Source organism: Oceanicola sp. 502str15 (genome assembly GCF_024105635.1).
Lineage (GTDB): Bacteria > Pseudomonadota > Alphaproteobacteria > Rhodobacterales > Rhodobacteraceae > Vannielia.
Genome location: NZ_WYDQ01000001.1, coordinates 3,113,576 through 3,138,635 on the forward strand (window position 1 = coordinate 3,113,576; position 25,060 = coordinate 3,138,635).

19 protein-coding genes are annotated in these 25,060 nt (G+C 66.2%); 10 read left to right on the forward strand and 9 right to left on the reverse strand.

Features of this window, described 5'->3' with window-relative positions; all coding sequences use genetic code 11:
• From GTH22_RS15350 to GTH22_RS15370, 5 genes are all read right to left on the reverse strand, one after another.
• Nucleotides 1-819, reverse strand: a complete 819-nt coding sequence (locus tag GTH22_RS15350; RefSeq protein ID WP_252946392.1) for a transglutaminase family protein — start codon at nt 817-819, stop codon at nt 1-3.
• A 9-nt stretch (nt 820-828) separates the two neighbouring features.
• Nucleotides 829-1,770: an alpha-E domain-containing protein gene (locus GTH22_RS15355; RefSeq protein ID WP_252946393.1), complete on the reverse strand. Its 942-nt coding sequence runs from the start codon at nt 1,768-1,770 to the stop codon at nt 829-831.
• Between the two features lie 3 nt (nt 1,771-1,773).
• Nucleotides 1,774-3,192, reverse strand: coding sequence for a circularly permuted type 2 ATP-grasp protein (locus GTH22_RS15360; RefSeq protein ID WP_252946394.1), 1,419 nt, complete (start codon nt 3,190-3,192; stop codon nt 1,774-1,776).
• An 81-nt stretch (nt 3,193-3,273) separates the two neighbouring features.
• Complete coding sequence (locus tag GTH22_RS15365; protein WP_252946395.1) at nt 3,274-4,494, reverse strand: hydantoinase/carbamoylase family amidase; 1,221 nt, start codon at nt 4,492-4,494, stop codon at nt 3,274-3,276.
• A complete protein-coding gene (locus GTH22_RS15370) occupies nt 4,491-5,192 on the reverse strand; it encodes a DUF1028 domain-containing protein (protein WP_252946396.1) in 702 nt (233 codons plus the stop codon). The genes GTH22_RS15365 and GTH22_RS15370 overlap by 4 nt, the downstream gene beginning before the upstream one ends.
• Nucleotides 5,193-5,327: 135 nt before the next feature.
• Here GTH22_RS15370 and GTH22_RS15375 point away from each other — a divergent pair, with 135 nt between their 5' ends.
• The 5 genes from GTH22_RS15375 to GTH22_RS15395 all read left to right on the forward strand — a co-directional run bounded on the left by GTH22_RS15375 (nt 5,328) and on the right by GTH22_RS15395 (nt 11,937).
• Nucleotides 5,328-6,896 carry an ABC transporter substrate-binding protein gene (locus GTH22_RS15375; RefSeq protein WP_252946397.1) on the forward strand — a complete coding sequence of 523 codons (1,569 nt, stop codon included), beginning with the start codon at nt 5,328-5,330 and terminating at the stop codon, nt 6,894-6,896.
• A 153-nt stretch (nt 6,897-7,049) separates the two neighbouring features.
• Nucleotides 7,050-7,997 (forward strand): ABC transporter permease, encoded by a 948-nt coding sequence (locus GTH22_RS15380; protein ID WP_252946398.1) that lies wholly within the window; start codon nt 7,050-7,052, stop codon nt 7,995-7,997.
• A 349-nt stretch (nt 7,998-8,346) separates the two neighbouring features.
• Entirely contained in the window at nt 8,347-10,224 is a 1,878-nt protein-coding gene (locus GTH22_RS15385) for a dipeptide/oligopeptide/nickel ABC transporter permease/ATP-binding protein (RefSeq protein WP_252946399.1), read from the forward strand.
• Nucleotides 10,221-11,201, forward strand: a complete 981-nt coding sequence (locus tag GTH22_RS15390; RefSeq protein ID WP_252946400.1) for an ABC transporter ATP-binding protein — start codon at nt 10,221-10,223, stop codon at nt 11,199-11,201. Before GTH22_RS15385 ends, GTH22_RS15390 begins: the two co-directional genes overlap by 4 nt.
• Nucleotides 11,202-11,211: 10 nt before the next feature.
• Nucleotides 11,212-11,937, forward strand: a complete 726-nt coding sequence (locus tag GTH22_RS15395) for a FadR/GntR family transcriptional regulator (protein WP_252946401.1) — start codon at nt 11,212-11,214, stop codon at nt 11,935-11,937.
• A 126-nt stretch (nt 11,938-12,063) separates the two neighbouring features.
• Here GTH22_RS15395 and GTH22_RS15400 read toward each other — a convergent pair whose 3' ends face one another.
• The 3 genes from GTH22_RS15400 to GTH22_RS15410 form a co-directional block, all read right to left on the reverse strand.
• A complete protein-coding gene (locus GTH22_RS15400; protein WP_252946402.1) occupies nt 12,064-12,831 on the reverse strand; it encodes an ABC transporter permease in 768 nt (255 codons plus the stop codon).
• The gene (locus tag GTH22_RS15405; RefSeq protein ID WP_252946403.1) at nt 12,828-13,622 is read right to left on the reverse strand and encodes an ABC transporter ATP-binding protein; all 795 of its coding nucleotides are present in this window, start codon (nt 13,620-13,622) and stop codon (nt 12,828-12,830) included. The genes GTH22_RS15400 and GTH22_RS15405 overlap by 4 nt, the downstream gene beginning before the upstream one ends.
• A gap of 61 nt (nt 13,623-13,683) precedes the next feature.
• A complete protein-coding gene (locus GTH22_RS15410) occupies nt 13,684-14,622 on the reverse strand; it encodes an ABC transporter substrate-binding protein (protein ID WP_252947653.1) in 939 nt (312 codons plus the stop codon).
• 402 nt (nt 14,623-15,024) lie between these two features.
• Here GTH22_RS15410 and GTH22_RS15415 point away from each other — a divergent pair, with 402 nt between their 5' ends.
• The 5 genes from GTH22_RS15415 to GTH22_RS15435 all read left to right on the forward strand — a co-directional run bounded on the left by GTH22_RS15415 (nt 15,025) and on the right by GTH22_RS15435 (nt 24,344).
• Nucleotides 15,025-15,594: a hypothetical protein gene (locus GTH22_RS15415; RefSeq protein WP_252946404.1), complete on the forward strand. Its 570-nt coding sequence runs from the start codon at nt 15,025-15,027 to the stop codon at nt 15,592-15,594.
• Between the two features lie 163 nt (nt 15,595-15,757).
• Nucleotides 15,758-19,114, forward strand: a complete 3,357-nt coding sequence (locus GTH22_RS15420; RefSeq protein ID WP_252946405.1) for a DUF2126 domain-containing protein — start codon at nt 15,758-15,760, stop codon at nt 19,112-19,114.
• 101 nt (nt 19,115-19,215) lie between these two features.
• Nucleotides 19,216-21,507 (forward strand): circularly permuted type 2 ATP-grasp protein, encoded by a 2,292-nt coding sequence (locus GTH22_RS15425; RefSeq protein ID WP_252946406.1) that lies wholly within the window; start codon nt 19,216-19,218, stop codon nt 21,505-21,507.
• A 4-nt stretch (nt 21,508-21,511) separates the two neighbouring features.
• On the forward strand, nt 21,512-22,396 hold the full coding sequence (locus tag GTH22_RS15430) for a transglutaminase family protein (RefSeq protein WP_252946407.1): 885 nt from the start codon (nt 21,512-21,514) through the stop codon (nt 22,394-22,396).
• Between the two features lie 61 nt (nt 22,397-22,457).
• Entirely contained in the window at nt 22,458-24,344 is a 1,887-nt protein-coding gene (locus tag GTH22_RS15435; protein ID WP_252946408.1) for a TIM barrel protein, read from the forward strand.
• Between the two features lie 76 nt (nt 24,345-24,420).
• On the opposite strand, the gene GTH22_RS15440 is transcribed toward GTH22_RS15435, so the two are convergent.
• A complete protein-coding gene (locus tag GTH22_RS15440) occupies nt 24,421-25,059 on the reverse strand; it encodes a ChrR family anti-sigma-E factor (RefSeq protein WP_252946409.1) in 639 nt (212 codons plus the stop codon).
• Nucleotide 25,060: the final 1 nt, after the last annotated feature.

Here is a 25,060-nt window from a genome sequence, read left to right on the forward strand (position 1 = left end):
TTACTGTTCTTGGCTCTGGCTCATCTGTTGCGCAACCTCGATGGCAACGGAGAGAGACTCCTCCTCGCCGCCCGTGCGCGTACCAGTTACCGGTGCGGCACCGGCATAGTCCAGCCCTGTCGCAACGCGAACATAGCGTGTGTCGGGAGACATGTCGTTGCTCACATCGAACCCGACCCAGCCCAGCGCCTCCACATGCACCTCGGCCCAGCCGTGCATGGCATCCTGGCTCACCGCGTCATCCAGCATCAGGTAACCCGACACATAGCGCGACGGATGGCCCAGATGGCGGGCGGCGGAGATGAACACATGGGTCTGGTCCGAGCACACGCCCTTGCCCGCATCCAGCACCTTCTCGGCGCTCCAGTCGGACTGCGAGGAGCCCGTCGTATAGACCACCGCCTTGCCCACCGCAGACATCAGCGTGTGCAACTGGTCCAGCCCGTCGCGGTCCGAAATGCTGCGCGCGAGTTCGCGCACCAGCGGGCCGGGCTTGGTCTGCGGGGTCTGCCGGTCGAACAGCCACAGCGGCGTCAGGCTCTGATGCGGGCCGATCACGCCGTTGTTCTCCTCCACCTCCACCTCGCCCTCGCTGCGCAACAGCAGCTCGGTCTCGCCGGGGGAGATGCTGACAAGCTCCACCGTGTTGCGGTGCTGGTCCTCGTATTGCAGCTCTTTCTTGCCGCCGATCACCGAGGTCTCCCAACTCAAAACCCGTTGGTTTCGATAGGATTTCGGCAGCTTGCGCATCTGCTGCAACCCGTAGCGCACAGGCTCCGAAAAGCTGTAGCGGGTTTCGTGTGCGATTTTCAGGCGCATGCCGGGGGCCTATTCATAAAACCGGAAGTCCACTTCAATCTGACGACTGAGGTCTCCCAAGGCAACGATGATCTCCTGGATGAACTCGTGCAGCCCGGTGTCGAAGATCTCGTCGATGCTGTGTTCCTTCAGTCGTTTGCCAAGCTGCACGGCCAAGTCGTGGCTGGTGGCGGTGGTGCCGTAGTCATGGGCCAGGTAGCTGAGATTGTCCTGCAACTTCTTGGCGCAGAAGTAGAGCGAGCGGGGCATCCGCCCGTCGAGGATCAGGAAGGCCGCAATCTCCCGCGGGGTCGGGTTGTGGCCATAGACCATCCGAATGCCGCTCTCGCCGCTGACCGAGCGCAGGATGGTCTCCCACTGCACGTTGTCCAGCCGCGAGCCCACGGCGGCAGCGGCGGGCAGCAGCACGTAGTATTTGACGTCGAGAATGCGCCCGGTGTTGTCGGCCCGCTCGAGGAAAGTGCCGATCCGGGCGAAATCGTAGATGTCGTTGCGCAGCAGCGTGCCATGGGTCGTGCCCCGCACCAGCGCGGTGCGCTGGCGGACGGCGCCCAGCACATGGGGCAGGTCGCGCTCGTTGACCTTGCGCTTCAGCACCTCCTTGAGGCGCATCCAGCACATGTTCATGGCTTCCCAGACCTCATCGGTCAGGGCGGTGCGCACCTGCCGGGCATTGCTGCGGGCCGCTTCCACCGCGCTCAGCACCGAGGAGGGGTTGTCGCGGTCGCGCAGCATCCAGTCGATGACCGCTTCCTTGGTCAGCTCGTCGTGCTTCTCGAAGTAGCCGAGATCCACCGAGGCCGTCTGCAACACGCTGGCCCATTCGTCGTCGTTATCTTGGTTCCGGGTCAGCGCAATGCGCTGGCCGGTCTCCACCATCCGGGTGATGTTCTCGGCGCGTTCAAGGTAACGATACATCCAGAACAGGCCGCCTGCGGTCTTTCCCAGCATCGCCTAGTCCTCCAGCACCCAGGTGTCCTTGGTGCCTCCGCCCTGGCTGGAGTTCACCACCAGCGATCCCTTCTTCAGAGCCACCCGCGTCAGCCCGCCAGGGGTGATGTTCACCCCCTCCGGGCTCACCAGCACGAAGGGGCGCAGGTCCACATGGCGCGGGGCAAGGCCCGCCTTGGTCAAGATCGGCACGGTCGACAGGCTGAGCGTCGGCTGGGCAATGTAGTTGCCCGGGCGCGACTCCAGCTTCTTGCGGAACTCCGCGATCTCCTTCTTGGAGGCGGTCGGCCCGATCAGCATCCCGTAGCCGCCCGAGCCATGCACTTCCTTGACGACCAGCTCGGGAAGGTTGTCGAGCACGTACTTCAGGCTCTCGGGGTCGTTGCAGCGCCAGGTCGGCACGTTCTGCAAGATCGCCTTCTCGCCGGTGTAGAACTCCACGATCTCGGGCATGTAGCTGTAGATCGCCTTGTCGTCGGCAATCCCGGTGCCCGGCGCATTGGCAATCGCCACGTTGCCGGCCCGGTAGACATCCATGATCCCCGGCACGCCCAGCGCGCTCTCGGGGTTGAAGCTGAGAGGGTCGATGAAGGCGTCGTCGATCCGGCGATAGATCACGTCGATCGGCTTGTAGCCCAGCGTCGTGCGCATCGCCACGCGGCCATCCACAACCCGCAGGTCGGAGCCTTCCACCAGCTCCACGCCCATCTGGTCGGCCAGAAAGGCGTGCTCGAAATAGGCGCTGTTGTAGCTCCCCGGCGTCAGCACGGCCACGGTCGGCGTCTCTCCGGCGCAGGCCGGGGCGCAGGCCGAGAGCGAGCGCAGCAGCGAGCGCGGATACTGGCTCACCGGCTGCACCTTGGTCTGCGCAAACAGCTCGGGGAACATCTTGTACATGGTCTCGCGGTTTTCGAGCATGTAGCTCACACCACTCGGCGTGCGGGCGTTGTCCTCCAGCACGTAAAAGTCGTCATCCCCGGTGCGGACCAGGTCGATGCCGACAATATGGGTATAGACCCCGCCCGGCGGCGTGACGCCGATCATCTCGGGCAGGTAGGCCTCGTTGTTCTTGATCATCTCCACCGGCAGCCGCCCGGCCCGGACGATCTCCTGGCGGTGGTAGATATCGTGCAGGAAGGCGTTGATCGCACGCACCCGCTGCTCGATCCCCCGGGTCAGCTTCTTCCATTCGGCGCCGCTGATGATTCTCGGCACGATGTCGAAGGGAATCAGCCGTTCCTCGGCGGCCGCCTGCCCGTAGACGTTGAAGGTGATGCCAGTGAGGCGGAAGACTTCTTCCGCTTCGCGTTGCTTGGCCCGCAGGCGCGCCGGGTCTTCGCCCTCGAACCACTGACCGAATTGGGAGTAGGGCGACCTCAGCCGCTCTTCCTTCCCCCACATCTCATCGAATGTTGTTGTCATTGGGACGATTATCCACGTCCCAGAAGGCTTTACAAAGCGAAATGACGCAAACGCAGGTATCGCGCGGAAATTGCCCGATTTTTAGGCATCGGCAACGCGGCGTAAGGTCTCCGCAATGGCGGAAACCCCCGCGCCAAGGTCCGCCGGGGCGGCAAATTCGTCCGGTCGGTGGCTAACTCCACCCCGGCACCGCACGAAAAGCATCGAGATTGGGCAGAGGTCCGCGATGGCGCTCGCGTCATGAGTCGCACCCGAGGTCAGCTCCATCCCCCTGCCGCCACCGGCCTTCACCGCCTGCACCAGCGCCGCCCTCAGCGCGGTGTCGCAGGGCGCGGCGGGCTGCGCGTAGGTGCGCCGCGCTTCCAGCTTCAGGCCCATCTCGGCGGCCACGAGGCTGGCAAAGGCGGCAATCGCCTCGCCCGCCTCCTCCCGTGTCGTGTCATCCTCGCAGCGCAGCTCCACCGGCATCCGCACCTCGCCCGGCACTGCGTTCACCGCGCCGGGCCGTACGTCGACCTGCCCCACCGTGGCCCGCAGCCCCGGCGTCGCCTGCGCCAGCCGGTTCACCTCGGAAATCACCCGCGCCGCGCCCACCAGCGCATCCTTGCGCGCCGCCATCGGCACCGTGCCCGCATGGCCGGTTTCCCCGACAAGGCGCAGCGCGTGCCGCTCGATCCCGCAGATCCCGGTCACAACGCCCAGCGCCTCGCCTTCGGCCTCCAGCACCGGCCCCTGCTCGATATGCGCCTCAAGGTAGCCCAGCGCGCTGCCCCGCTCCCGCGCCAGCGCCGGTATCCCCTCGGGATCGCAGCCAAAGCCTTCGAGGGCGGCTCGCAAGCTCACGCCGTCGCGGTCCACCATGTCGAGCACCGCAATATCCACCGTGCCCGCCACCGCCCGACTTCCCACCAGCGCCGTCGGAAAGCGCACGCCCTCCTCATCTGCGAAGGCAAGGATCTCCACCGCGAAGGGCAGCGCCACCCCCTCCTCGGCCAGCTTCTGCATCGCCAGCACCGGCAGCACCACGCCCGCGATCCCGTCAAACGCACCGCCCTGAGGCACCGAATCCTGATGGCTCCCCATATAGAAGGTGCCCGCCCCGCCGCCCTCGGCCCGGCCCACCAGCGTGGCCGCCGCGTCGAGATGCACCGCCAGCCCGGCGCCCTGCATCAGCTCTGTCAGGTAATCCACCGCCGCCAGATGGTGCGGCCCGTAGGGCAGGCGCGTCACCCCCGGCCCCTCGGCGCTGAACGCCGCCAGCGCCTCCAGATGCCCCGCCGCCCTTGCGCCCCAGTCGCTCACTCCTCGGGCTCCGGTACCAGCGTTCCGGTCAGCTCCGCATCCAGCACCCGATGGGGCGCCGCAAGGGTCGGCACCTGCCGCGCCCAGTCGCCATAATCGCCACTCGTCGCCCGGTGCAGCAGATCGCCCAGCGCCTCCAGCGGCGTGTCCGAGTGATCTATCCGCAGCGTCAGCGGCGGCGCATCCGACCGCAACACCAGCAGCGCCGCCGACAGAAGCCCGCGCTTGTCGCTGCCCTCCTCCGCCGCGCCCCACAGCGCGGCCATCAGCCGCTCCGGCAGGTTGCCCTCTGCTTCGAGGTAGCTCCGTGCCATCGCCTCCGGCACCGCCTTACTGCCCAGCATGTTGCCCGAGGCCACACCCCCGGCAAAAACATGATGCGCCGTCAGCGCCGTGTTCTGATTGCCGGTGAAACAGGCCCCCTCGCCGCCCATGCCCAGCGCCGCAAGCTGGCGCCACTCGCGCCCCGGATCGGCGCCCGTGATCTCGCGCACAGCCTCCGCCGCACCCGCACCGCCCTGCATCTCGTCGAGCACCGACTCGCCCCAGATCGTCGAGGGCGCCGCGCCCTGGCTCGCACTCATCCCCGCACCCCATCGCCCCCGCAGAACCCAACCGCCCACGCAGAGGCTTCCGGTAGCTGCCGCACCGGCAATGGCGTTTGTTTGAGCATCGTGCACAAGAATCGAGAAGGTCATGCGGCTCCTTTACCCTCCGGAAAGAAATTTATCATGAAAAATTGACCGGTCAAATTTATCATGATTAATTTCTTCCACGAACACCCGGCGCCCGCAAGGGAATCGCCGTGATAAAAACCACAGGGAGATGCTCCAATGACCCTCTTCAACTGGACACGCCGCGCCGTGATCGCAGCCGGGGCCGCGCTTGCGCTCGCGCCGCTGGCCGCCTCAGCGCAAACCCCCGAAGGCGTGCTGATCGTCGGCCAGGTGGCCGAACCCAAGTCGCTCGACCCCGCCGCCGTGACCGCGGTGAACGACTTCCGCATCCTGGTGAACCTCTACGAGGGCCTCACCCGCTACAAACCCGGCACGCTCGAAGTGGCGCCCGGTCTGGCCGAAAGCTGGGAAGTCTCCGAGGACGGCACCGAATATACCTTCAAGCTGCGCTCGGGCGTCACCTTCCACGATGGCACGCCCTTCAACGCCGAGGCGGTGAAGTTCAACTTCGACCGGATGCTCAAGGAAGATCACCCCTTCCACAACACCGGCCCCTTCCCGCTGGCCTTCTTCTTCTCCTCGGTCGAAGAGACCACGGCGGTCGATGACACCACGGTGAAGTTCAAGCTCTCCGCGCCCTACGCGCCTTTCCTGTCCAACCTCGCCTATCCCACCGGCCTCATGGTCTCCCCCGCCGCCGTCGAGGCAGGCGGTGCCGACTTCGGCCGCGCCCCCGTGGGCACCGGCCCCTTCAAGTTCGTCGAATGGCGCGCCAACGAGGCCGTGGTGATCGACAAGTATGAAGACTACTGGGGCGAGCCCGCCGGGGCGCAGGCCGTGGTCTTCCGCCCGATCGAAGATGCCAACACCCGCGTCGCCGAGATGATCGCAGGCGGCATCGACATGATGGTCGAAGTGCCCCCCACCGCGCTCTCCCAGTTCCAGGGTGACGAGTTCAACGTCGTCGAGCAGGCCGGCCCCCACGTCTGGTTCCTGATCCTGAACGCCAAGGAAGGCCCGATGGCCGACAAGAAGGTGCGTCAGGCCGTGAACTACGCGATCAACAAGGAAGCCATCGTCAACGATGTGCTCGAAGGCACCGCCGATGTCGCCGCCGGGCCCACGCCCCCGGCCTTCGCCTGGGCCTACAACGACGAGCTCTCGCCCTACCCCTACGACCCGGAGAAGGCCAAGGCCCTGCTCGCCGAAGCCGGGGCAGAGGGCGCCTCGCTCACCTTCTACGTCACCGAAGGCGGCTCCGGCATGCTCGATCCGGTCGCCATGGGCACCGCGATCCAGGCCGACCTCGCCGCCGTGGGGCTCGACGTGAAGATCGAAACCTACGAGTGGAACACCTTCCTCGGCAACGTGAACCCGGGCCTCGAAGGCAAGGCAGACATGGCCGAAATGGCCTGGATGACCAATGATCCCGACACGCTCCCCTACCTCGCCCTGCGCACCGACGCATGGCCCGACAAGGGCGGCTTCAACTCCGGCTACTACTCCAACCCCAAGGTTGACGAGCTGCTGGAATCCGCCCGCACGGCGGTGGATCAGGAAGAGCGGGCCGCGCTCTACAAGGAGATGCAGACCATCGTGCAGGAAGATGCGCCATGGGTCTTCATCGCCAACTGGAAACAGAACGCCGTCACCAATGACCGTGTCGAAAACTTCTCTCTGGAGCCGTCATTCCTGCTCCAGCTCGAGAAGGTGGTTAAGAAGTAACGAGTAACCACTGTTCGCCCTCCGGCTTTCGGGCCGGAGGGCACCCCTGCGGTGGGGGGCCTCCCCTCGGCCCGCCGCACCCCTCCAGCCGCCGCCGCGAAGACGTCTCGAAGGACGGACAAGCGCGCCCCAGCCAGACAGGAGACCCCCGTCATGGGAAGCTACATCCTCAAACGCCTTGCCGCCGCGATCCCGGTGCTCATCGGCGTCTCAGTGCTGGTGTTCTTCATCATGGCGATGATCCCCGGCGATCCGGCGCTGGCCATTCTTGGGGCCTATGCCACGCCCGAGAACGTCGCCAAGCTCAACGCCGACCTCGGCCTCGATAAGCCTCTGGTGCAGCGGTATTTCATCTGGCTCGGCAACATGCTGACCGGCGATTTCGGCCGCAGCTTCTCGCAGAACAAGCCGGTGATCGACGAGGTGATGGGCCGCTTCGGCAACACCCTCATCCTCGCCGGGGTGGCCTTCGTGCTCTGCTCGATCCTCGGCATCCTCGCCGGCGTGGTCTCGGCGGCGCGCCAGTATGGGCTGGCCGACAAGGCGATCACATTCATCGTGCTCATCGGCATCTCGATCCCCTCCTTCTTTCTGGGGATGATCCTCATCATCCTCTTCGCGCTGAAGCTGCGGATGTTCCCGGTCTCGGGCATGTATCTCATCTACGGCGGCGGTGGTCTGGGCGACCTGCTCAACCACCTCGTCCTCCCCGCCTCCGCGCTCGCCGTCGTCGCCACCGGCGTCATCGCCCGCCTCTCCCGCTCCGCCATGCTGGAAGTGCTGCGGCAGGACTACATCCGCACCGCCCGCGCCAAGGGGGTGGGCGAGCGCCGGGTGATCATGGGCCACGCCCTGAAGGCCGCCATGGTCTCGATCATCCCTGTGCTCGGCATCCAGGCCGGGTTCGTGGTGTCCGGCGCGGTCTATATCGAAATGGTCTTCGACTGGCCTGGCATCGGGCAAATGCTGGTCACGGCGATCTCCCAGCGCGACGTGCTGCTGGTGCAGGGCGGCGTGGTGGTGGTCGCCGCCTGCTACGTGCTCTTCAACATCGTGGTCGACGTGGCCCAGGCGATGCTCGACCCGAGGATCAAGACATGAGCCGGAGCACCCCCGTGGAAGCCGGGCCAGCGCCGTCCCGCCTTGCGCCTGCGGAAGCCGGGCGAGCGCCGTCCCGCGGGGTGGCGCTCCAACGCCCGGATGGGGGCACTTTATCGTGCGATTGTCCTCTTCCCTCCAAAGTCAGCCACAACCTCACCAAAGCGCCGCCCCGGGGGGCGGGACGGCGCTCGCCCGGCGCCTTCGGCTTGATTCCGGGCGGGTCTCGAGCCTCTGAACCCAACCGCGCCACCGTGGCACCGTCATCCTCGGGCTCGACCCGAGGACCCCTCCGCCACGAGATCCTCGGGTCAGGCCCGAGGATGACAGCCCAACACGACGGAACCTCCCCATGACCGCCTTCCTCAAGCTCCTCTTCCGCAACCGCCTCGCCGCCATGGGCGCCGTCGTGCTCTCCATCATCCTCCTGCTGGCCCTCGCCGTGCCGATCCTGCCGCTGGCCGACCCCAACATCACCAACACCGCCGACCGCTTCGCCAAGCCCTTCTCCGAGGGCTACCTCCTCGGCGCCGACCACCTGGGCCGCGACCAGCTCTCCCGCCTGCTCTACGGCACCCGCACCTCGCTCGCCGTCGGCGCCATCGCCGCCTTCCTCGCCGCCTTCTTCGGCTCCGCCATCGGCATCCTCTCGGGCTACTTCGGCGGACGGACCGACAACATCCTGATGCGCCTGATCGACATGCTCATGGCCTTCCCCTACATCCTCCTCGCGCTGGCCATCGTCGCAGCACTGGGCACCGGCCTCATCAACGCGCTGATCGCCGTGGCCGCCGTCAACATCCCCTTCTTCGCCCGCAACATCCGCGGCATCACCGTGGGCCTCTCGCACCGCGAGTTCGTCGATGCCGCCCGCCTCGCAGGCAAGGGCCACATCCGGATCATCCTCTCCGAGGTGCTGCCCAACGTGCTGCCGGTCATCGTCATCGCCATGTCCACCACCGTCGGCTGGATGATCCTCGAAACCGCGGGCCTCTCCTTCCTCGGCCTCGGCTCGCAGCCGCCCGACAGCGACCTCGGCTCCATGCTCGGACAGGCCCGCGCCGCCTTCACCACCCATCCGCACACCTCCATCATCCCCGGCGTGATGATCTTTCTGATCGTCATGTCGGTGAACCTGCTCGGCGACGGCGTTCGCGACGCGCTCGACCCGCGCCTGCGCTCCGGCGCCCTCTCCCGGCCCCTCCCGGTCACGCAGGTCTCCAAGTCCCGCGCCCTTCCCGCCGCCCGCGCCGAGGCCCCCCTGCTCGACATTCAGGAGCTTGAAACGCAGTTTCACGTCGGCGAGCGCGTCTATGAGGCGGTCGGCAAGGTCTCGCTCTCGGTCAAACCCGGCGAATGCCTCGGCATCATCGGCGAAAGCGGCTCGGGCAAGAGCGTCACCGCCCTCTCCGTCACCGGCCTCGTCGCCTCGCCTCCCGGAGTCATCACCGGCGGCGCGGTGCGGCTCGACGGGCAGGATCTGCTCTCCACCGGCTACGAACAGCTCCGCTCGGTGCGCGGCAACCGCATCGCCTATATCTTTCAGGACCCCCTCAGCACCCTGCACCCGCTCTACACCGTGGGCGACCAGCTGGCCGAGGCGATCCGGGTGCACGACAGCCGGGTGAGCAGATCGGCGGCCCGCGCCCGGGCGCTGGAACTGATGAAACAGGTCCGCATCCCCAACCCCGAGTCCCGCCTCGGCAACTACCCGCACGAGATGTCGGGCGGCATGCGCCAGCGCGTCGGCATCGCCATGTCGCTGGCCAACGAGCCCGACATCATCATCGCCGACGAGCCCACCACCGCGCTGGACGTGACCGTGCAGGCGCAAATCCTCGCCCTGCTGAACGACCTGCGCCGCGAGCGCGGGCTGGCGATCATCTTCATCACTCACGACTTCGGCGTGGTGGCCCAGCTCTGCGACCGGGTCGCGGTGATGTATGCGGGCCGGATCGTCGAGGAGGGGCCAACCCAATCGGTGCTCGACGCCCCCGCCCACCCCTACACCAAGCGCCTCATCGCCTGCGTGCCCGAACTCGGCGGCGGGCGGCGCGAGCTGGCCGCCATCCCCGGCCTGCCCCCGGTGGTCAACGACCTGCCGCCCGGCTGCCATTTCGCGCCTCGCTGCCACAAGGCCGCGCCAGAATGTAAAACAGGTTACATTCTGCTCGAGGGCACCGCACCCCGCGCCGTCCGCTGCATATACCCCGAGGAGACCCTCGCATGAGTCCGTCCGATAGCGCCCCCGCCCCAAAGCTCGCCCTCAAGGTCGACAACCTCTCCAAGACCTTCCCCATCGGCGGTGGCCTGTTTTCCAAGCCCAAGGCCGGGGTCCGCGCCGTGCGCCCCGTGTCCTTCGAGGTGCCCGAGGGCGAAACCCTTGGTATCGTCGGAGAGAGCGGCTGCGGCAAATCCACCTTCGCCCGCATGCTCGTCGGCCTGTTGGAGCCGACCACCGGGACGATTCAAATCGCCGGCAAGGCGCTCGACAACGCCGACCCCGCCGCCTTCGGCCGCCTGATCCAGTACATGTTCCAAGACCCGATCTCCTCGCTCAACCCGCGCAAAACGATCCGCCAGATCATGGAGGCCCCCCTCAAGCTCCTGCACGGCATGGACAAGCCCCGGCGCGACGCCCGCATCTCGGAAATCTTCGCCTCGGTGAACCTGCGCGAGGAGTTCCTCGAACGCTATCCGCACGAGTTCTCCGGCGGTCAGGCCCAGCGCATCGGCATCGCCCGCGCGCTGGCGGCGTCGCCCGAAATCATCATCCTCGACGAGCCGGTCTCGGCGCTCGATGTGTCGGTGCAGGCGCAGGTGCTCAACCTCATGGCCGGGCTCAAGGCCGAGTTCGGGCTGACCTACCTCTTCATCTCCCACGATCTCGCCGTGGTCGAGGCGGTGTCTGACCGGATCATGGTGCTCTACTTCGGCGCCGTGGTCGAAATCGGCCGCGCCGAAGATGTCTTCCGCGCGCCCAAACACCCCTATACCAAGCTCCTCGCCAACTCCGCCCCCGTCGTGGGCCGCCCGCTCACCGCCCCCGAATCCGCCGCCGCCGAGCTGCCGGACCCGCTCAACCCGCCCCCGGGCTGCCCCTTCGCGGGCCGCTGCCCGCGCGTGACCGACGAATGCCGCATTGAAGAGCCGCCGCTGGTGGCCATGGGAGATGATCATCTTGCCGCCTGTTTCCACCCGCTCTGAAAACCACCGCATGAGCCGCCCGGTCCAGGTGGCCGAGGCCATCAAGTCCTGGGTTGTCGAACACGGCCTCAAGGCGGGCGACCGGCTCCCCGCCGAGGCGGAGTTGATCGAACGTTTCGGCATGGCCAAGGGCACCATCCGCGAGGCCATGCGCATCCTCGAGGCCCAAGGCCTCGTCCGCACCCGCACCGGCCCCGGCGGCGGCGTCTTCGTCCACTCCGTCAGCCGCGAGCGGGCGCGGGCGCTGCTGGGCAACTACTTCTACTTCAAGGATCTCACCATCGCCGACATCTACCAGCTCCGGCAGGTGCTGGAGCCCGAGCTGGTCGCCACCCTCGCCGGCAAGCTTTCGGGCGCGGTTCTGGCCGAGCTGAGATCGGTGATCGACAGCTACGCCGAGCCCTCCCGCACCATCGAGGAGGAGCGCGAGCAGCATGTCACCTCGCTCCAGTTCCACGCCCTCCTCGCCCGCCAGTCGCGCAACCCGCTGCTGAGCTTCACCATCGACTTCATGGTCGTCCTGCTCTCCGACCTCACGGTCTACCGCGAGCTCTACGCGCCGCCCAACATCGAGCTCTGGAAGAAGGGCCGCGAGTTCCAGATCCGCCTCGTCGACGCCCTCCGCGACGGCAAGTCCGAAGAGGCCCGCGCGATCATGGCCGAGCACATGAAGACCGCGCGCGCGCTGATGGAGGGTCAGGAGGCGGTCATGATGCAAAGGTTCATGGCCGGCTGAACCGCGCCCGCCGCTCACCGTGCGCCGCGTAGATTAACGCACGCTATGTCATTTGATGTATGCACAGGTTGTGTACGGGTTGTGCACGGGATGTGACTCCCGTTTTTCGGGGTTAACGCCGCTTTCCTACCCCGGCGTGCGCTCCGCCCATCCGGCAAAGATGCTCTCGAGCCAGACCACGATGTAATAAAGCAGGATTCCGAGCGCCGCGAGGGCGATCAGAACCGCAAACATCAGCGGGTAATCCGAGTTGGTCTTGCCACTGTCGAACAACGCCCCAAGCCCCCGCCCATGCGGGCTGACGATCTCCATCAGGTTGGTCCCGATGAAGGCCAGGGTGACGGCCACTTTCAGCGCCCCAAAGAACTCCGGCAGCGTCTTGGGCAGCGCGATCTTCCAGAAGATCGTGCTCTGCGAGGCCCCCAAAGCCCTTAGAATATCACGATATTCCGGCTCCAGCGTCGAGAGGCCAATGCTGATCGAAACCGCGATCGGAAAGAACGAGATCATGAAGGCCATGAGCACCGTGTTGAAGTCATGCGCCCCAACGAACATCAGCGCCACAATGGGAACGACGGTCGCCTTGGGGATCGCGTTGAAGCCCACCAGCAACGGGTAAAGCGCCTCCCGCATGGTGCGCGAAAAGCCCATCACCATGCCAATCGCCACGCCCACGATGATCGCCAGGATCAGCCCCACCAGCGTCCGCCAGAGCGTCTGCCATCCCATCACGATGAACAGCTCCCAATAGCGCGAGTAAGCGGGCACAAGGTCCGACGGCGAAGCCATCTTGTAGTTCGGCCAACCCATTGCCCAAACAAGGAATTCCCAGAGCAGGAGGAACACGATCACCGCAGCGATCGGCACCGCCACCTTGCGCAGTTTCGGGTTCATGCCGCGCCCTCCTCGGCCGGCGCACGGCCCTGTGCCACCTCGATCTGGTGGCGCAGGATCGCCAGCATATCCGCCGCTTCCTTGGTATAGAGCTGCTCGATGTCATGGCCTCTCGCGGGCACATCCAGCACATATTGCGTCCGCGCCGGACGCCCCGAAAGCACCACGACCTGATCGGCCAGGTAGATGCTTTCGCGCAGGTCGTGGGTGATCAGAACGCCGGTGAACGGCTCGGCCTGTTTCACCTTCTGCATGGTCTGCCACAGGTCTTCGCGGGTAAAGGCATCCAGCGCCCCGAAAGGCTCGTCCAGAATGAGCACTTCGGGCTTGTGCACAAGGGCCCGGCACAGGCTGGCCCGCTGCCGCATCCCGCCCGAAAGCTCGCTTGGCCGCTTGTCTTCAAAGCCTTCCAGCCCGACCAAGTGCAGCAGGTAACGCGCCCGCTCCTCCTGCTCCTTGCGCCCCATCTTCGTGGGCACGATCTCCAGCGGCAGCATCACGTTCTTCAGGATCGTCCGCCACTCCAGCAGCACCGGATTCTGAAACGCCATGCCCACCGTCGCACGCGGCCCCTTCACGCGCTCTCCGTGCAGCCAGACCTCGCCCTCATCGGGCTTCATCAGCCCGGCCACCAGCCGTGTCAGCGTGGACTTGCCGCAGCCCGAGGGGCCGACAACGGCCACAAAGCCGCCCTCCGGGACAGAAACATCAAGCCCGTCGAGCACCGGAAGGGGTCCGCTCGGCGTCTGGTAGGCGTGGCGCACGCCCTTGATTTCAATGAGGTTCGTCATGCCGTTTGCCCCAAAAGGGGGCGACCAGTGCCGCCCCCGCAGGGTGGGTGGAACCCACCAATCACTTCAGCGCAAACCCACCTTCGGGCAGATATTCTTCGGTGAAATAGGCCGAAACATCGGGCTCGTTGACGAACTCGTAGGTGCTTTTGATCTGCTCCACCGAGCTGGCCAGACGGTCCTCGTCGATGGTGCCAAAGCCGCTTTCCATGGCGTAGTCGGTCAGCACGTTGGCATCGATCGACATCTGCAACCGGCGCTCCTCCAGCTCCGCATCGGCGGCCGGGTTGCGCTCCATCAGGCTGGCGGTGGCCGCCGCCGGATCGGCAATCGCGTCTTTCCAGCCCGCAGCGATGGCGGCCAGAAAGGCCTTCAGCGTATCGCCATTCTCGGCGGCCCACTCGGTGTTGACGATGATCGCATTCCCGTAAAGGTCCACCCCGTAATCAGCCATTAAGATTGTCGAGATATCGTCCTCCGGAACGCCAAGGCGCACGAGGTTGAGATAGGAGCTGAAGTTGAAGCCGGTGATCGAGGCCACGTTGCCCTCGGCCAGCATCGGCTCCCGGGTCGGAAAGCCCACAGGCTCCACCGTGATCGTGCTCATGTCGAGCCCGTTCTCGGCGGCAAAGATCGGGAACTGCGCCCAGGCGCCATCGGGGGGCGGTGCACCCAGCACCTTGCCCTCTAGGTCCTTCGGCTCGCTGACGCCCAGCGACTTACGGCCGATCACGGCGAAGGGCGGCTTGTCGTAGATCATCATCACCGCGGTGACAGGGGCGCCGGGGTTCTGGTCGAGGAACTTGATGAGCGAGTTGATGTCGGCAAAGCCCACGGGAAAGGCGCCGGTGGCCACTTTCGGGATCGCGTCGAGCGAGCCGGAGCCTGCGGTGATCTCCACGGAGAGACCCGCGCCTTCGAAGTGGCCGTTGTCGATGGCGGCGAAGTAGGGGGCCGAGGGGCCTTCAAACTTCCAGTCCAGCGCAAAGGGCACGGCCATGGCGTGGCTTTCGGCACGGGCATCGCCGGGGGTGGTCAGGGCGGCGGCCAGGATGGCGCCAGTGCCGAGAAGGGTGCGAAAGAACACGGGTGAAGTCCTCCGTTTCAGGTGTTGAGCGGCCCCGAGATAGGCACGCCGCGCGGTCAAGGTGAATTGCCGCCCGATCAGGAGTAGCACGCGGCGGGGTTTCGCTCAATAATTGAGCAGTTGCGCCCGTTGCTGCCCGGTTGTGAGGCTGCGGGTGCACGGGAAGGGTTTGGTTAAGGTTTTAGGCAAATGGCAGGGCCCGCCGCTCTGCCCGAAACCGACCCTTAAGAGATTCCGGCTAGCCTGCGCACCCATGGCGGCGCGTCGAATGTCGCCGCTCGTCGATTGCGCAGACCGCAAAACCCCGGAGTTCCCATGTTCAAAAGCACCGCCCTCGCCGCCGCCTTCGCCGCCCTCGCCCTGCCCGCCGCCGCGCAGGACTATCACGCCGCGATGACCGATTATCTCTCTGCCTCCGTCGCCACCTGGGCTTCCAGCGATGTGCTCGTTGCCGCGATCAAGGCCGCCAATGCCGAGCGCGCCGCCTTCACCCAGGCCGACATCGACGCCATGGATCAGGCCTGGCGCGCCGAGGCCGACGGCGGCGCAGGCCCCACCATCGACCCGGTGATGCACAACGCCGCCGCCGACTTCCTGCGCACCCAGGTTGCCGCCTCCGGGGGTCTCATCAGTGAAGTCTTCGTGATGGACAGCCACGGCCTCAACGTCGCCGCCTCCGCCGTGACCTCCGACATGTGGCAGGGCGACGAGGACAAGCACGCCAAGACCTATGCCGCCGGAGCAGGCGCCACTTTCGTCGACGAGGTCGAGTTCGATGAAAGCTCCGACACCTATCAGGGCCAGGTTTCCATGACGATCAGCGACCCGGCCACCGGCGAGCCGATCGGGGCCATCACCGTCGGCCTCGACGCCGAGGCTCTCTGAACGCCGCTTCCTTGTGCAGGCCGGAGCCTTTCCCGGCCTGCATGATGCAGAGGGGCGCAGCGCAGGGCTGAAACGCGCTGTCGCCGGATTGCCTGCTATGCATCCATCGGCAGATGCGGCATAAATTGTGTGTTCGAAACAAAGCAAGAGCACACAAACCGGCATGGCCATACTCGCAAGCATCTACCATCTGACGCACTACAAGTATGACCGACCTGTCACTCTTGCCCCGCAGATCATCCGCCTGCGCCCGGCGCCGCACTCGCGCACCCGGGTGCTCTCGCACAGCCTCAAGATTTCGCCCGCCGGGCACTTCGTGAACCACCAGCAAGACCCCTACGGCAACTGGCTGTCGCGCTTCGTGTTTCCCGAGCCGGTCACCGAGCTGAAGATCGAGGTGGATCTGACGGCCGATATGACCGTCTACAATCCGTTCGACTTCTTCGTCGAAGAGAGTGCCGAGAAATGGCCCTTCGACTACCCCGAAGACCTGAGCGAAGACCTCTCCATCTACCGCCGCCCCGAGCCCGCCGGCCCAAAGCTTGCGCAGTTCATCGGCGCGTTCGACTTTGGCACCGACGGCACGGTCGACTTTCTGGTCGCGCTCAACGCCCATATTTCCAGCGTGGTCGATTACACCATCCGCATGGAGCCGGGCGTGCAGACCCCGGAAGAGACCCTCACCGTCAAATCCGGCTCCTGCCGTGACAGCTCGTGGCTGCTGGTCCAATGCCTGCGCCACCTCGGCTTTGCCGCCCGCTTCGTCTCGGGCTACCTGATCCAGCTCAAGCCCGATGTGAAGGCGCTCGACGGTCCCTCCGGCACCGAGGTCGACTTCACCGACCTGCACGCCTGGGTCGAGGTCTATATCCCCGGCGCCGGCTGGATCGGGCTCGATCCCACCTCCGGCCTGCTGACGGGTGAAAGCCACATTCCGCTGGCCGCCACCCCGCACTACCGCAACGCCTCGCCAATCAGCGGTGGCTTCACCGCCGCAGGCACGCCCGAGGTCGAGTTTGCCTTCGACATGAAGGTCGATCGCGTGGCCGAGCACCCACGCATCACCAAGCCCTTCTCCGACGAGTCCTGGACCCGGCTCAACACCCTTGGCAACAAGGTCGATGAAGACCTGAAGGCCGCAGATGCCCGCCTCACCATGGGCGGCGAGCCGACCTTTGTCTCGATCGACGATTTCGAGGGCGAAGAGTGGAACACCGCCGCCGTCGGCCCCGAGAAACGCGCACTGGCCGATCAGCTGATCCGCCGCCTCCGCGACCGTTTCGCCCCCGGCGGCTTCCTGCACTACGGACAGGGCAAATGGTATCCCGGCGAGACCCTGCCGCGCTGGACCTTCTCGCTCTACTGGCGGCGCGACGAAAAGCCGATCTGGTCCGATGATGCCCTGATCGCAGGCGAAAAGCAGGACACCGGCGCCACCGCCGAGCATTCGCAGCAGTTTCTGGAGGGCATGGCGGGCCGCCTCGGGCTCGAGGCCGATTATGTCGCCCCCGCCTACGAAGACCCGGCGGAGTGGATCATCAAGGAGGGCAACCTCCCCGAGAACGTGACCCCCGAGAACTCCAAGCTGAAAGACCCCGAGGAACGCGCCCGGATCGCCAAGGTGTTCGAGCGCGGGCTGACCGAGGCGGCGGGCCACGTACTGCCGGTGCAGCGCTGGCAATCCAAGGCGTCGGGCCACAAGTGGCGCTCGGAAAAGTGGAAACTGCGGCGCGGCAAGGTCTTCCTCGTGCCGGGCGACAGCGCCGTGGGCTACCGCCTTCCGCTGGGCACCCTGCCCTACGTGCCGCCGAGCCAGTTTCCCTACACCTACGTCACCGACCCCAGCGTGCCGCGCGGCCCGCTGCCCGATTATCACGCCGAGGCCGGGGATGACCTGCCCGAAAGCGCCGAGGAGCGGGTTCAGCCGGTGTCGGCGCCCAAGGCCACCGGCCCGACGCAGGACATCGTCGAGCAGGAGCTGACCATCGGCGGCGCCGTGCGCACGGCGATCTCGGTCGAGCCGCGCGATGGCCGGCTCTGCGTGTTCATGCCGCCGGTCGAGGATGCCGAAGATTACCTCGATCTGCTCACCGCTGCCGAAGAAACCGCCAAGGACATGGGCCTGCCGATCCATATCGAAGGCTACGCCCCACCCCATGACCCGCGCATCAACGTGATCCGCGTCGCGCCCGATCCCGGCGTGATCGAGGTCAACATCCACCCGGCTTACGACTGGCAGGATTGCGTGGCGACGACCGAGGCGATCTACGAGGAGGCGCGCAATTGCCGCCTCGGGGCCGACAAGTTCATGATCGACGGGCGCCATACCGGCACCGGCGGCGGCAACCATGTTGTGGTCGGCGGGGCCACCCCGAACGACAGCCCCTTCCTGCGCCGCCCCGATCTGCTGAAATCGCTGATCCTGATCTGGCAGCGCCATCCCTCGCTCAGCTACCTGTTCTCCGGCCTCTTCATCGGCCCCACCTCCCAGGCGCCCCGGATCGACGAGGCCCGGCACGACACGCTCTACGAGCTGGAGATGGCGTTGGCGCAGGTGCCCGCTCCCGGCGAGGGCGAGATGCCCCCGCCATGGCTGGTAGACCGTCTGTTCCGCAACATGCTGACCGACGTGACAGGCAACACCCACCGCGCCGAGATCTGCATCGACAAGCTGTTCTCGCCCGATGGGCCAACGGGGCGACTTGGCCTGATCGAGTTCCGCGGCTTCGAGATGCCGCCCCATCCCCGGATGAACCTCGCGCAGCAATTGCTGATCCGCGCCATCATCGCCCGGTGCTGGAAGGCGCCGGTGCAGGGCAAGCCGGTGCGTTGGGGCACGGTGCTCCACGACCGTTACATGATGCCAGAGTTCCTCTGGGCCGACTTCCTCAAGCTGCTCGAAGACCTCGCGCAGCATGGCTACGAGTTCGACCCCACATGGTACGAAGCGCAGGCCGAGTTCCGCTTTCCGTTCTGCGGGCAGATCGAGGTGGAAGGCGTGCACCTCGAGGTGCGGCAGGCATTGGAGGCATGGCATGTGCTCGGCGAAACCGGCGCCATCGGCGGCACGGTGCGCTATACCGACAGTTCGGTGGAGCGGCTTCAGGTCAAGCTGACGACCCAGCATCAGGGCCGCTACCGGGTCATGGTCAACCAGCGCCCGGTGCCGCTGTCTGCCGGCAATGTGTCGGGCACGCAGGTTGGCGCCGTGCGCTTCAAGGCCTGGCAGCCCGCCGAGGCGCTGCATCCGGTGCTGCCTGTTAACACCCCGCTCAGTTTTGACATCTATGATGACTGGACCGGCCGCCCGATCGGGGGCTGCACCTATCACGTGGCCCATCCCGGCGGGCGCAATTACGAGACCTTCCCGGTCAATGGCAACGAGGCCGAGGCGCGTCGTCTGGCGCGGTTTGAGCCCTACGGCCATACTCCGGGGTCCTACCGCCCCGCCCCCGAGCGGCCGCACCCCGAGTTTCCCTGCACGCTCGATCTGCGGCGCGATCCGAGGCTTGACGCTTGAATGAACCCAATGCTCTCCGGGCCCAAAGGCAGCTTCCCCTGCTAGATGGCTATGCCCCAAGGCCCGGAACGGCTGACGAGCTGATTGACGGCAAGGGGCAGATGCGCCCTGTCTGGCACAACTTCATCTCTGCCCTCGGACGGCTCCCGAAGGACGAGATCGAGGATCTCTTTTCGCGGGGCACCAACTACCTGCGCGATGCCGGGGTGTACTTCCGGCAGTATTCAAACGATCCCGCCCCAGAGCGCGACTGGCCGTTCAGCCATGTGCCCGTGATAATCCACGAGAAGGAGTGGTTCTCGATCTGCGACGGCCTCGCCCAGCGCGCGGACCTGCTTGAGCATGTCATGGCCGATCTCTACGGCCCCGCCGAACTGGTGCGCGGCGGCCACCTGCCCGCCGAGCTGGTAGCGCGTAACCCGCGCTGGCTGCGCTCGATGGTCGGCATCACGCCGGCCTCCGGGCATTTCCTGCACCTTGTGGCCTTCGAGATCTCGCGCAACCCCGACGGCACGTGGTTCGTGCTGGGGGATCGGACCCAGGCGCCCTCCGGTGCCGGCTTCGCGCTCGAGAACCGGATGGCCACCTCGCGCATCTTTCAGGATCCGTTTCCCCGCGCCAACATCCACCGGCTGGCCGGGTTCTTCCGGGCCTTCCGGGCGGCACTCGACGGGCAGGCGGGGGCCGCGGGGCGCCGCGCGGCAATCCTCACGCCCGGCCCGGGCAACGACACCTACTTCGAGCACACCTACATCGCCCGCTACCTCGGTATGGCGCTGCTCGAAGGCGAGGACATGATCGTTCATGACGGTCAGCTCAAGGTGCGCACGGTTGAAGGGCTGGAGCCCCTCGGCGCGCTCTGGCGCCGGCTCGACAGCGAGTTTGCCGACCCGCTGGAGCTGGATGAAAGCTCCTACCTCGGCACACCGGGGCTGGTGCAGGCGCTCCGGCTCGGCACGCTCTCGATGGTCAACGCGCTGGGTGCCGGGGTGCTCGAGATGCGGGCGCTGGAGGCATTCCTGCCGCGCATCTCCGAGGTGCTCAAGGGGCAGTCGCTCAAGCTGCCCAACATCGCCACGTGGTGGTGCGGCACCGAAAGCGAGCGCGAACACGTGCGCAAGAACACCTCCGAGATGATGATCGGCCACGCACTTGCCTCCGATCTGCCCTTCGAGATGGGGGCCACCACCGCGCCGGGCGGCGAGTTTCGCGAAAGTGCCCAGCCCTCGATCGACGCCTGGATCGAGGCGGAGGGCGGCAACCTCGTGGCGCAGGAACTCGTCACCCTCTCGACGACTCCCGCATGGGAGAACGGCCGCCTCGTGCCGCGTCCGATGACGGTGCGGGTCACCGCGGCCCGCACCCCCTCGGGCTGGACCTTCATGCCCGGCGGATATGCCCGCATCGGCGCGTCCAACGACCTGTCGGCACTGGCCATGCAGCGCGGCGGCACGGTGGCCGACGTCTGGATCATGGGCGATGCGCCGGTGGCCGCCGAGTCGATGCTGGGCGCCAGCGAGTCGCTTTCGCCTCGCAGCGGCGCGCTCCCGGCGCGCGCGGCCGAAAACCTGTTCTGGCTCGGGCGCTACGTCGAGCGGTTCGAAGGCGCGGTGCGGCTGTTGAGAGCCTACCACCTGCGCCTTGCCGAAACCGGCGACCGCAAGGATCCGCGCCTTCTCGAGCTTGCCAAGTTCATGGAGGCGCTCGCGATCGACATCACGGCCCCCGTGCCCAAGGCGCTGAACGATCTGCTCGGCTCGGCTCGCAACTGCGCCGGCAAGGTGCGTGACCGGTTTTCGATCGACGGGTGGAACGCGCTTTCCGACCTCGCGCAAACGCTCTCTGCCATTTGCGGCTCCACCCGCGCCGGCGATGGCGCAGCCCATGAAATGGGCGTGCTCCTCCGCAAGGTCACGGGCTTTTCGGGCCTCGTGCAGGAAAACATGTATCGCTCCATCGGCTGGCGCTTTCTGGCCTTCGGGCGGGCGCTGGAGCGGGCCGACGCGCTCTCGTCCATCCTTGCCACCTTCTGTGACGCCGATCAGCCGCAGGGCAGCCTCGATATCGCGCTGGAACTGGGCGACGCGCTGATGACCCACCGCCAGCGCTACCCGATCGAAGCCAGCCGTGGCTCGGTTGTCGACCTTCTTGCGCTCGACCCGAACAACCCGCGCGCGGTTGTCTTCCAATTGGTCGAGATGCACGAGCTTTCGAGCATGTTGCCGGGCAATGCCGCGCCCGGGCGGCCCTCTGCGCTCACCCGGGCCGTGATGCCGATCGAAACCCGGCTGAAAACGATCGACCCCGGGGCGCTGAGCACCAAGGCCATCCGCGCGCTGCGGCGCGATCTGGCCAATCTCTCCAACCTGCTTTCAACGCTCTATCTGAGGTGATCTGTTGCGCTACGACGTGAAGCTCAAGATCGAGTATGAATATCAGGGCTCGTCGGACCACGCCCGAAACCTGCTGCACCTGCTGCCCGCCGAAATTCCCGACCGGCAGCGCATTTCGGCCAGCCTGCTGACCGTGGACCCGGTGCCTCCCGAACGGCGCGACCTGTTCGACTTCTACGGCAACCTGATGACCTTCATCGCCTTCCACGAGCCGGTAGAGCAAATTTCGCTGACGCTGGCCGCGCGGGCAGAGCGGCTGTTGCAACCGCCTGGCTTGGAAATTTCGCCGCCGCTCTCGGCCCTGCCGCGCGAGATCACCGAAGAGCGCCGCATCGACGGCTCCGCTCCGCACCACTTCATCGGCCCCAGCCCCCGGGTTTGGCCCAACCCCGAGATGGCCAGCTTTGCCGCCGCCCTCGTCACACCCGACATGCCGGTGCTCGACGCCATGCGCGCTGTCGGGCGGGCGCTGCACGATGAAATGACCTTTGATCCGGAGGCCACCGAGGTCGACACGCCGGCCGCCGAGGCCTTTGCGGCCCGCAACGGTGTGTGCCAGGATTTTTCGCATATCATGATCGCCTGCCTGCGCTCGCTCGGCATTCCGGCCGGATATGTCTCGGGGTTTCTGCGCACCATCCCGCCCGAGGGTGAGGAGCGGCTGGAAGGCGCGGATGCCATGCATGCATGGGTGCGGGCCTGGTGCGGTGCCGAGGTGGGCTGGGTCGAGTTCGACCCGACCAACAACATTGCCGCCGGAATGGACCATATCACCGTTGCAGTGGGCCGCGATTATGGCGATGTGGCACCCGTCAAGGGCGTGATCCGAACATCGGGTGAGCAGGAGACAAGCCATAGCGTGGATGTTATCCCCCTTCCCGCTGCATGAATGAACCCGCGCCTGCGCATGGCGCTTCCCTTCGACCAACCGGCCAGAAAGTGCACCGCCTGTGAAAACCTCCATCGCCACTGTCTCGATCTCCGGCAATCTGCGCGAGAAGCTGGAAGCCATTGCCGCAGCCGGTTTCGACGGAATCGAGATTTTCGAGCAGGACTTCATCGCTGACGAGGGCAGCCCGCGCGACGTGGGCCGGATGGTGCGCGACCACGGGCTGGAGATCGTGCTGTTTCAGCCTTTCCGCGACTTTGAGGGGCTGCCCGAGCCGTATCGGGCCAAGGCCTTCGACCGGGCCGAGCGCAAGTTTGACGTGATGCAGGAACTGGGCACCGACCTCGTGCTGTTCTGCTCCTCCAGCCACCCCGAGGCGCTGGGCGGGATAGACCGTGCGGCCGCGGATTTCGTCGAGTTGGGGGAGCGGGCGGCGGCGCGGGGCATCCGGGTTGGCTACGAAGCCCTGGCCTGGGGCCGCCATGTAAATGACCATCGCGATGCATGGGAGATCGTCCGCCGCGCCGACCACCCCAACATCGGCCTCATCCTCGACAGCTTTCACACCCTCGGCCGCAAGCTTTCGCCGGAGAGTATCCGCGCAATCCCGGGCGACCGGATCTTCTTTGTACAGCTCGCCGATGCGCCTGCCATCGAGATGGATCTGCTCTACTGGTCCCGCCATTTTCGCAACATGCCCGGCGAGGGCGATCTTGCCGTGACCGATTTCATGCGGGCGGTGGCAGCCACGGGCTATTCAGGCCCGATCAGCCTTGAGATCTTCAACGACCAGTTTCGCGGCGGCAACACCAAGGCCATCGCCCGTGACGGCTACCGCTCGCTCATGGCCCTTGCCGATGAAACCCGCCGGGTCGAGCCCGAGCTGGCGATTGATCTCCCGGCATTCCCCCCGCCGATCCGCACCGAGGGCGTGGGTTTCATCGAGTTCGCAACGCGCGGTGACGAGGCCCGAGAACTGGCCAAGCTACTTTCCACCCTCGGGTTCAGCCACGCCGCGCAACACCGCAACAAGGCGGTGTCTCTCTGGCAGCAGGGCGATGTCCGGATCGTGCTGAACGAAGAGACCGAAGGCTACGCGGCCTCCGCCTGGGCGGCGCGCGGCACCACCGTCTGCGACATCGGCCTGCAGGTCGCCTCCGCCGCCGACACCATCGCCCGCGCAACGGCGCTCGGGGCCGAAACCTTTTCGCAACCAATCGGACCTGGTGAGCTGGAGATTCCCGCAATCCGCGGCCTTTCCGGCAGCCTGCTGCACTTTCTCGATGAAGGCAGCGGGTTGGAAAAGGTCTGGGACGTGGAATTCGAAGCCCTCGAACCGCAGGGCGCAGGGGCCGGGCTGACCAAGATCGACCATCTCGCTCAGACCATGAGCTACGACAACATGTTGAGCTGGACCCTGTTTTACGGAACGCTCTTCGACATGCACAAAAGCCCGATGGTCGACGTGATCGACCCCGACGGCCTTGTGCGGAGCCAGGCCGTCACCGCCCCCGACGGCTCGCTTCGGATTACCCTTAACGGCGCCGATAGCCACCGCACGCTCGCCGGGCGCTTCCTGTCAGATACCTTCGGCGCTCCGCTTCAGCACATGGCGCTGGCGACGGATGACATCTTTTCCACCGCGGAAGCCCTGAGCGCACAAGGTTTCGAATCCCTGCCGATGCCGGCCAACTACTACGCCGACCTGTCGACCCGGTTCACGCTGAACCCCGGGATGCTCGACCGGCTGAAGGCGGCGAATATCCTCTACGACGCGGATGACTCGGGGGAGTTCTTCCAGCTCTACAGCCGGGCTTTCGCGGGCGGGCTGTTTTTCGAGATCCTGCAACGCAAGGATGGATATGCCGGCTATGGTGCCCCCAACGCGCCGTTCCGCATTGCAGCCCAAAAACGACTGACCCGGGCCAAGGGTATCCCCAGCGGTTGAGTTCGCAGGTTTAGACGCGCGCGAATTGCCCTTCATGCGCAATTCAGGGCAATCACCGAGACTGATCGGCAGCGCCTCAGATCCGGAAGAGACGCTGCAGGAGCCGGGGCACGAGGGCCGAGAACCGCAGCGGCGCATCCGTCGCTGCAAGGCAGATGCAGGTCTCCCCGGCATCAGCAACCGGCGTGTGCTCCAGCTCTTCGTCCGCAACCTCGAGGTCACCCACACCGAAACGCCCGGTTTCGTCGCTGAAACTGCCCTGAAGCACGAGCGTCAGCTCCATGCCCCTATGGCCGTGATCGGGCACCGCCTGTCCCGGCGGGATCGACAGCAGGCGGACCGAGCCGGACCTGCTCTCGCTCACGATGCACTGGCGGATGCCCTTGCCGAGCGTAGACCACTTGGGCGGCTTGCCGCCCAGCGCCTCGACAACGGGGCCGGGCAGCGGGCCGAGGCGTCGCGGGCGGGCAGGTGCAGGGTCTGGCAGCTCGATCAGCGCCAGAACATCGGCCTTGAGACCATCCGAGATCGGAGCGGATTGCCCGGCATCCAGCACCACGCCGCCCAGCGCCTGATGCGCCTCGTAGGCGGCACGGCATTCCAGGCAGAGCGAGACATGCGTGGCCACCACCAGCGCATAGGGGTGCGGCAGGCTGCCCGCGGCGTAGGCCGCCAGCAGGGCGTCGGGGGTGTGATGAGTTATGGTGTCCTTCATC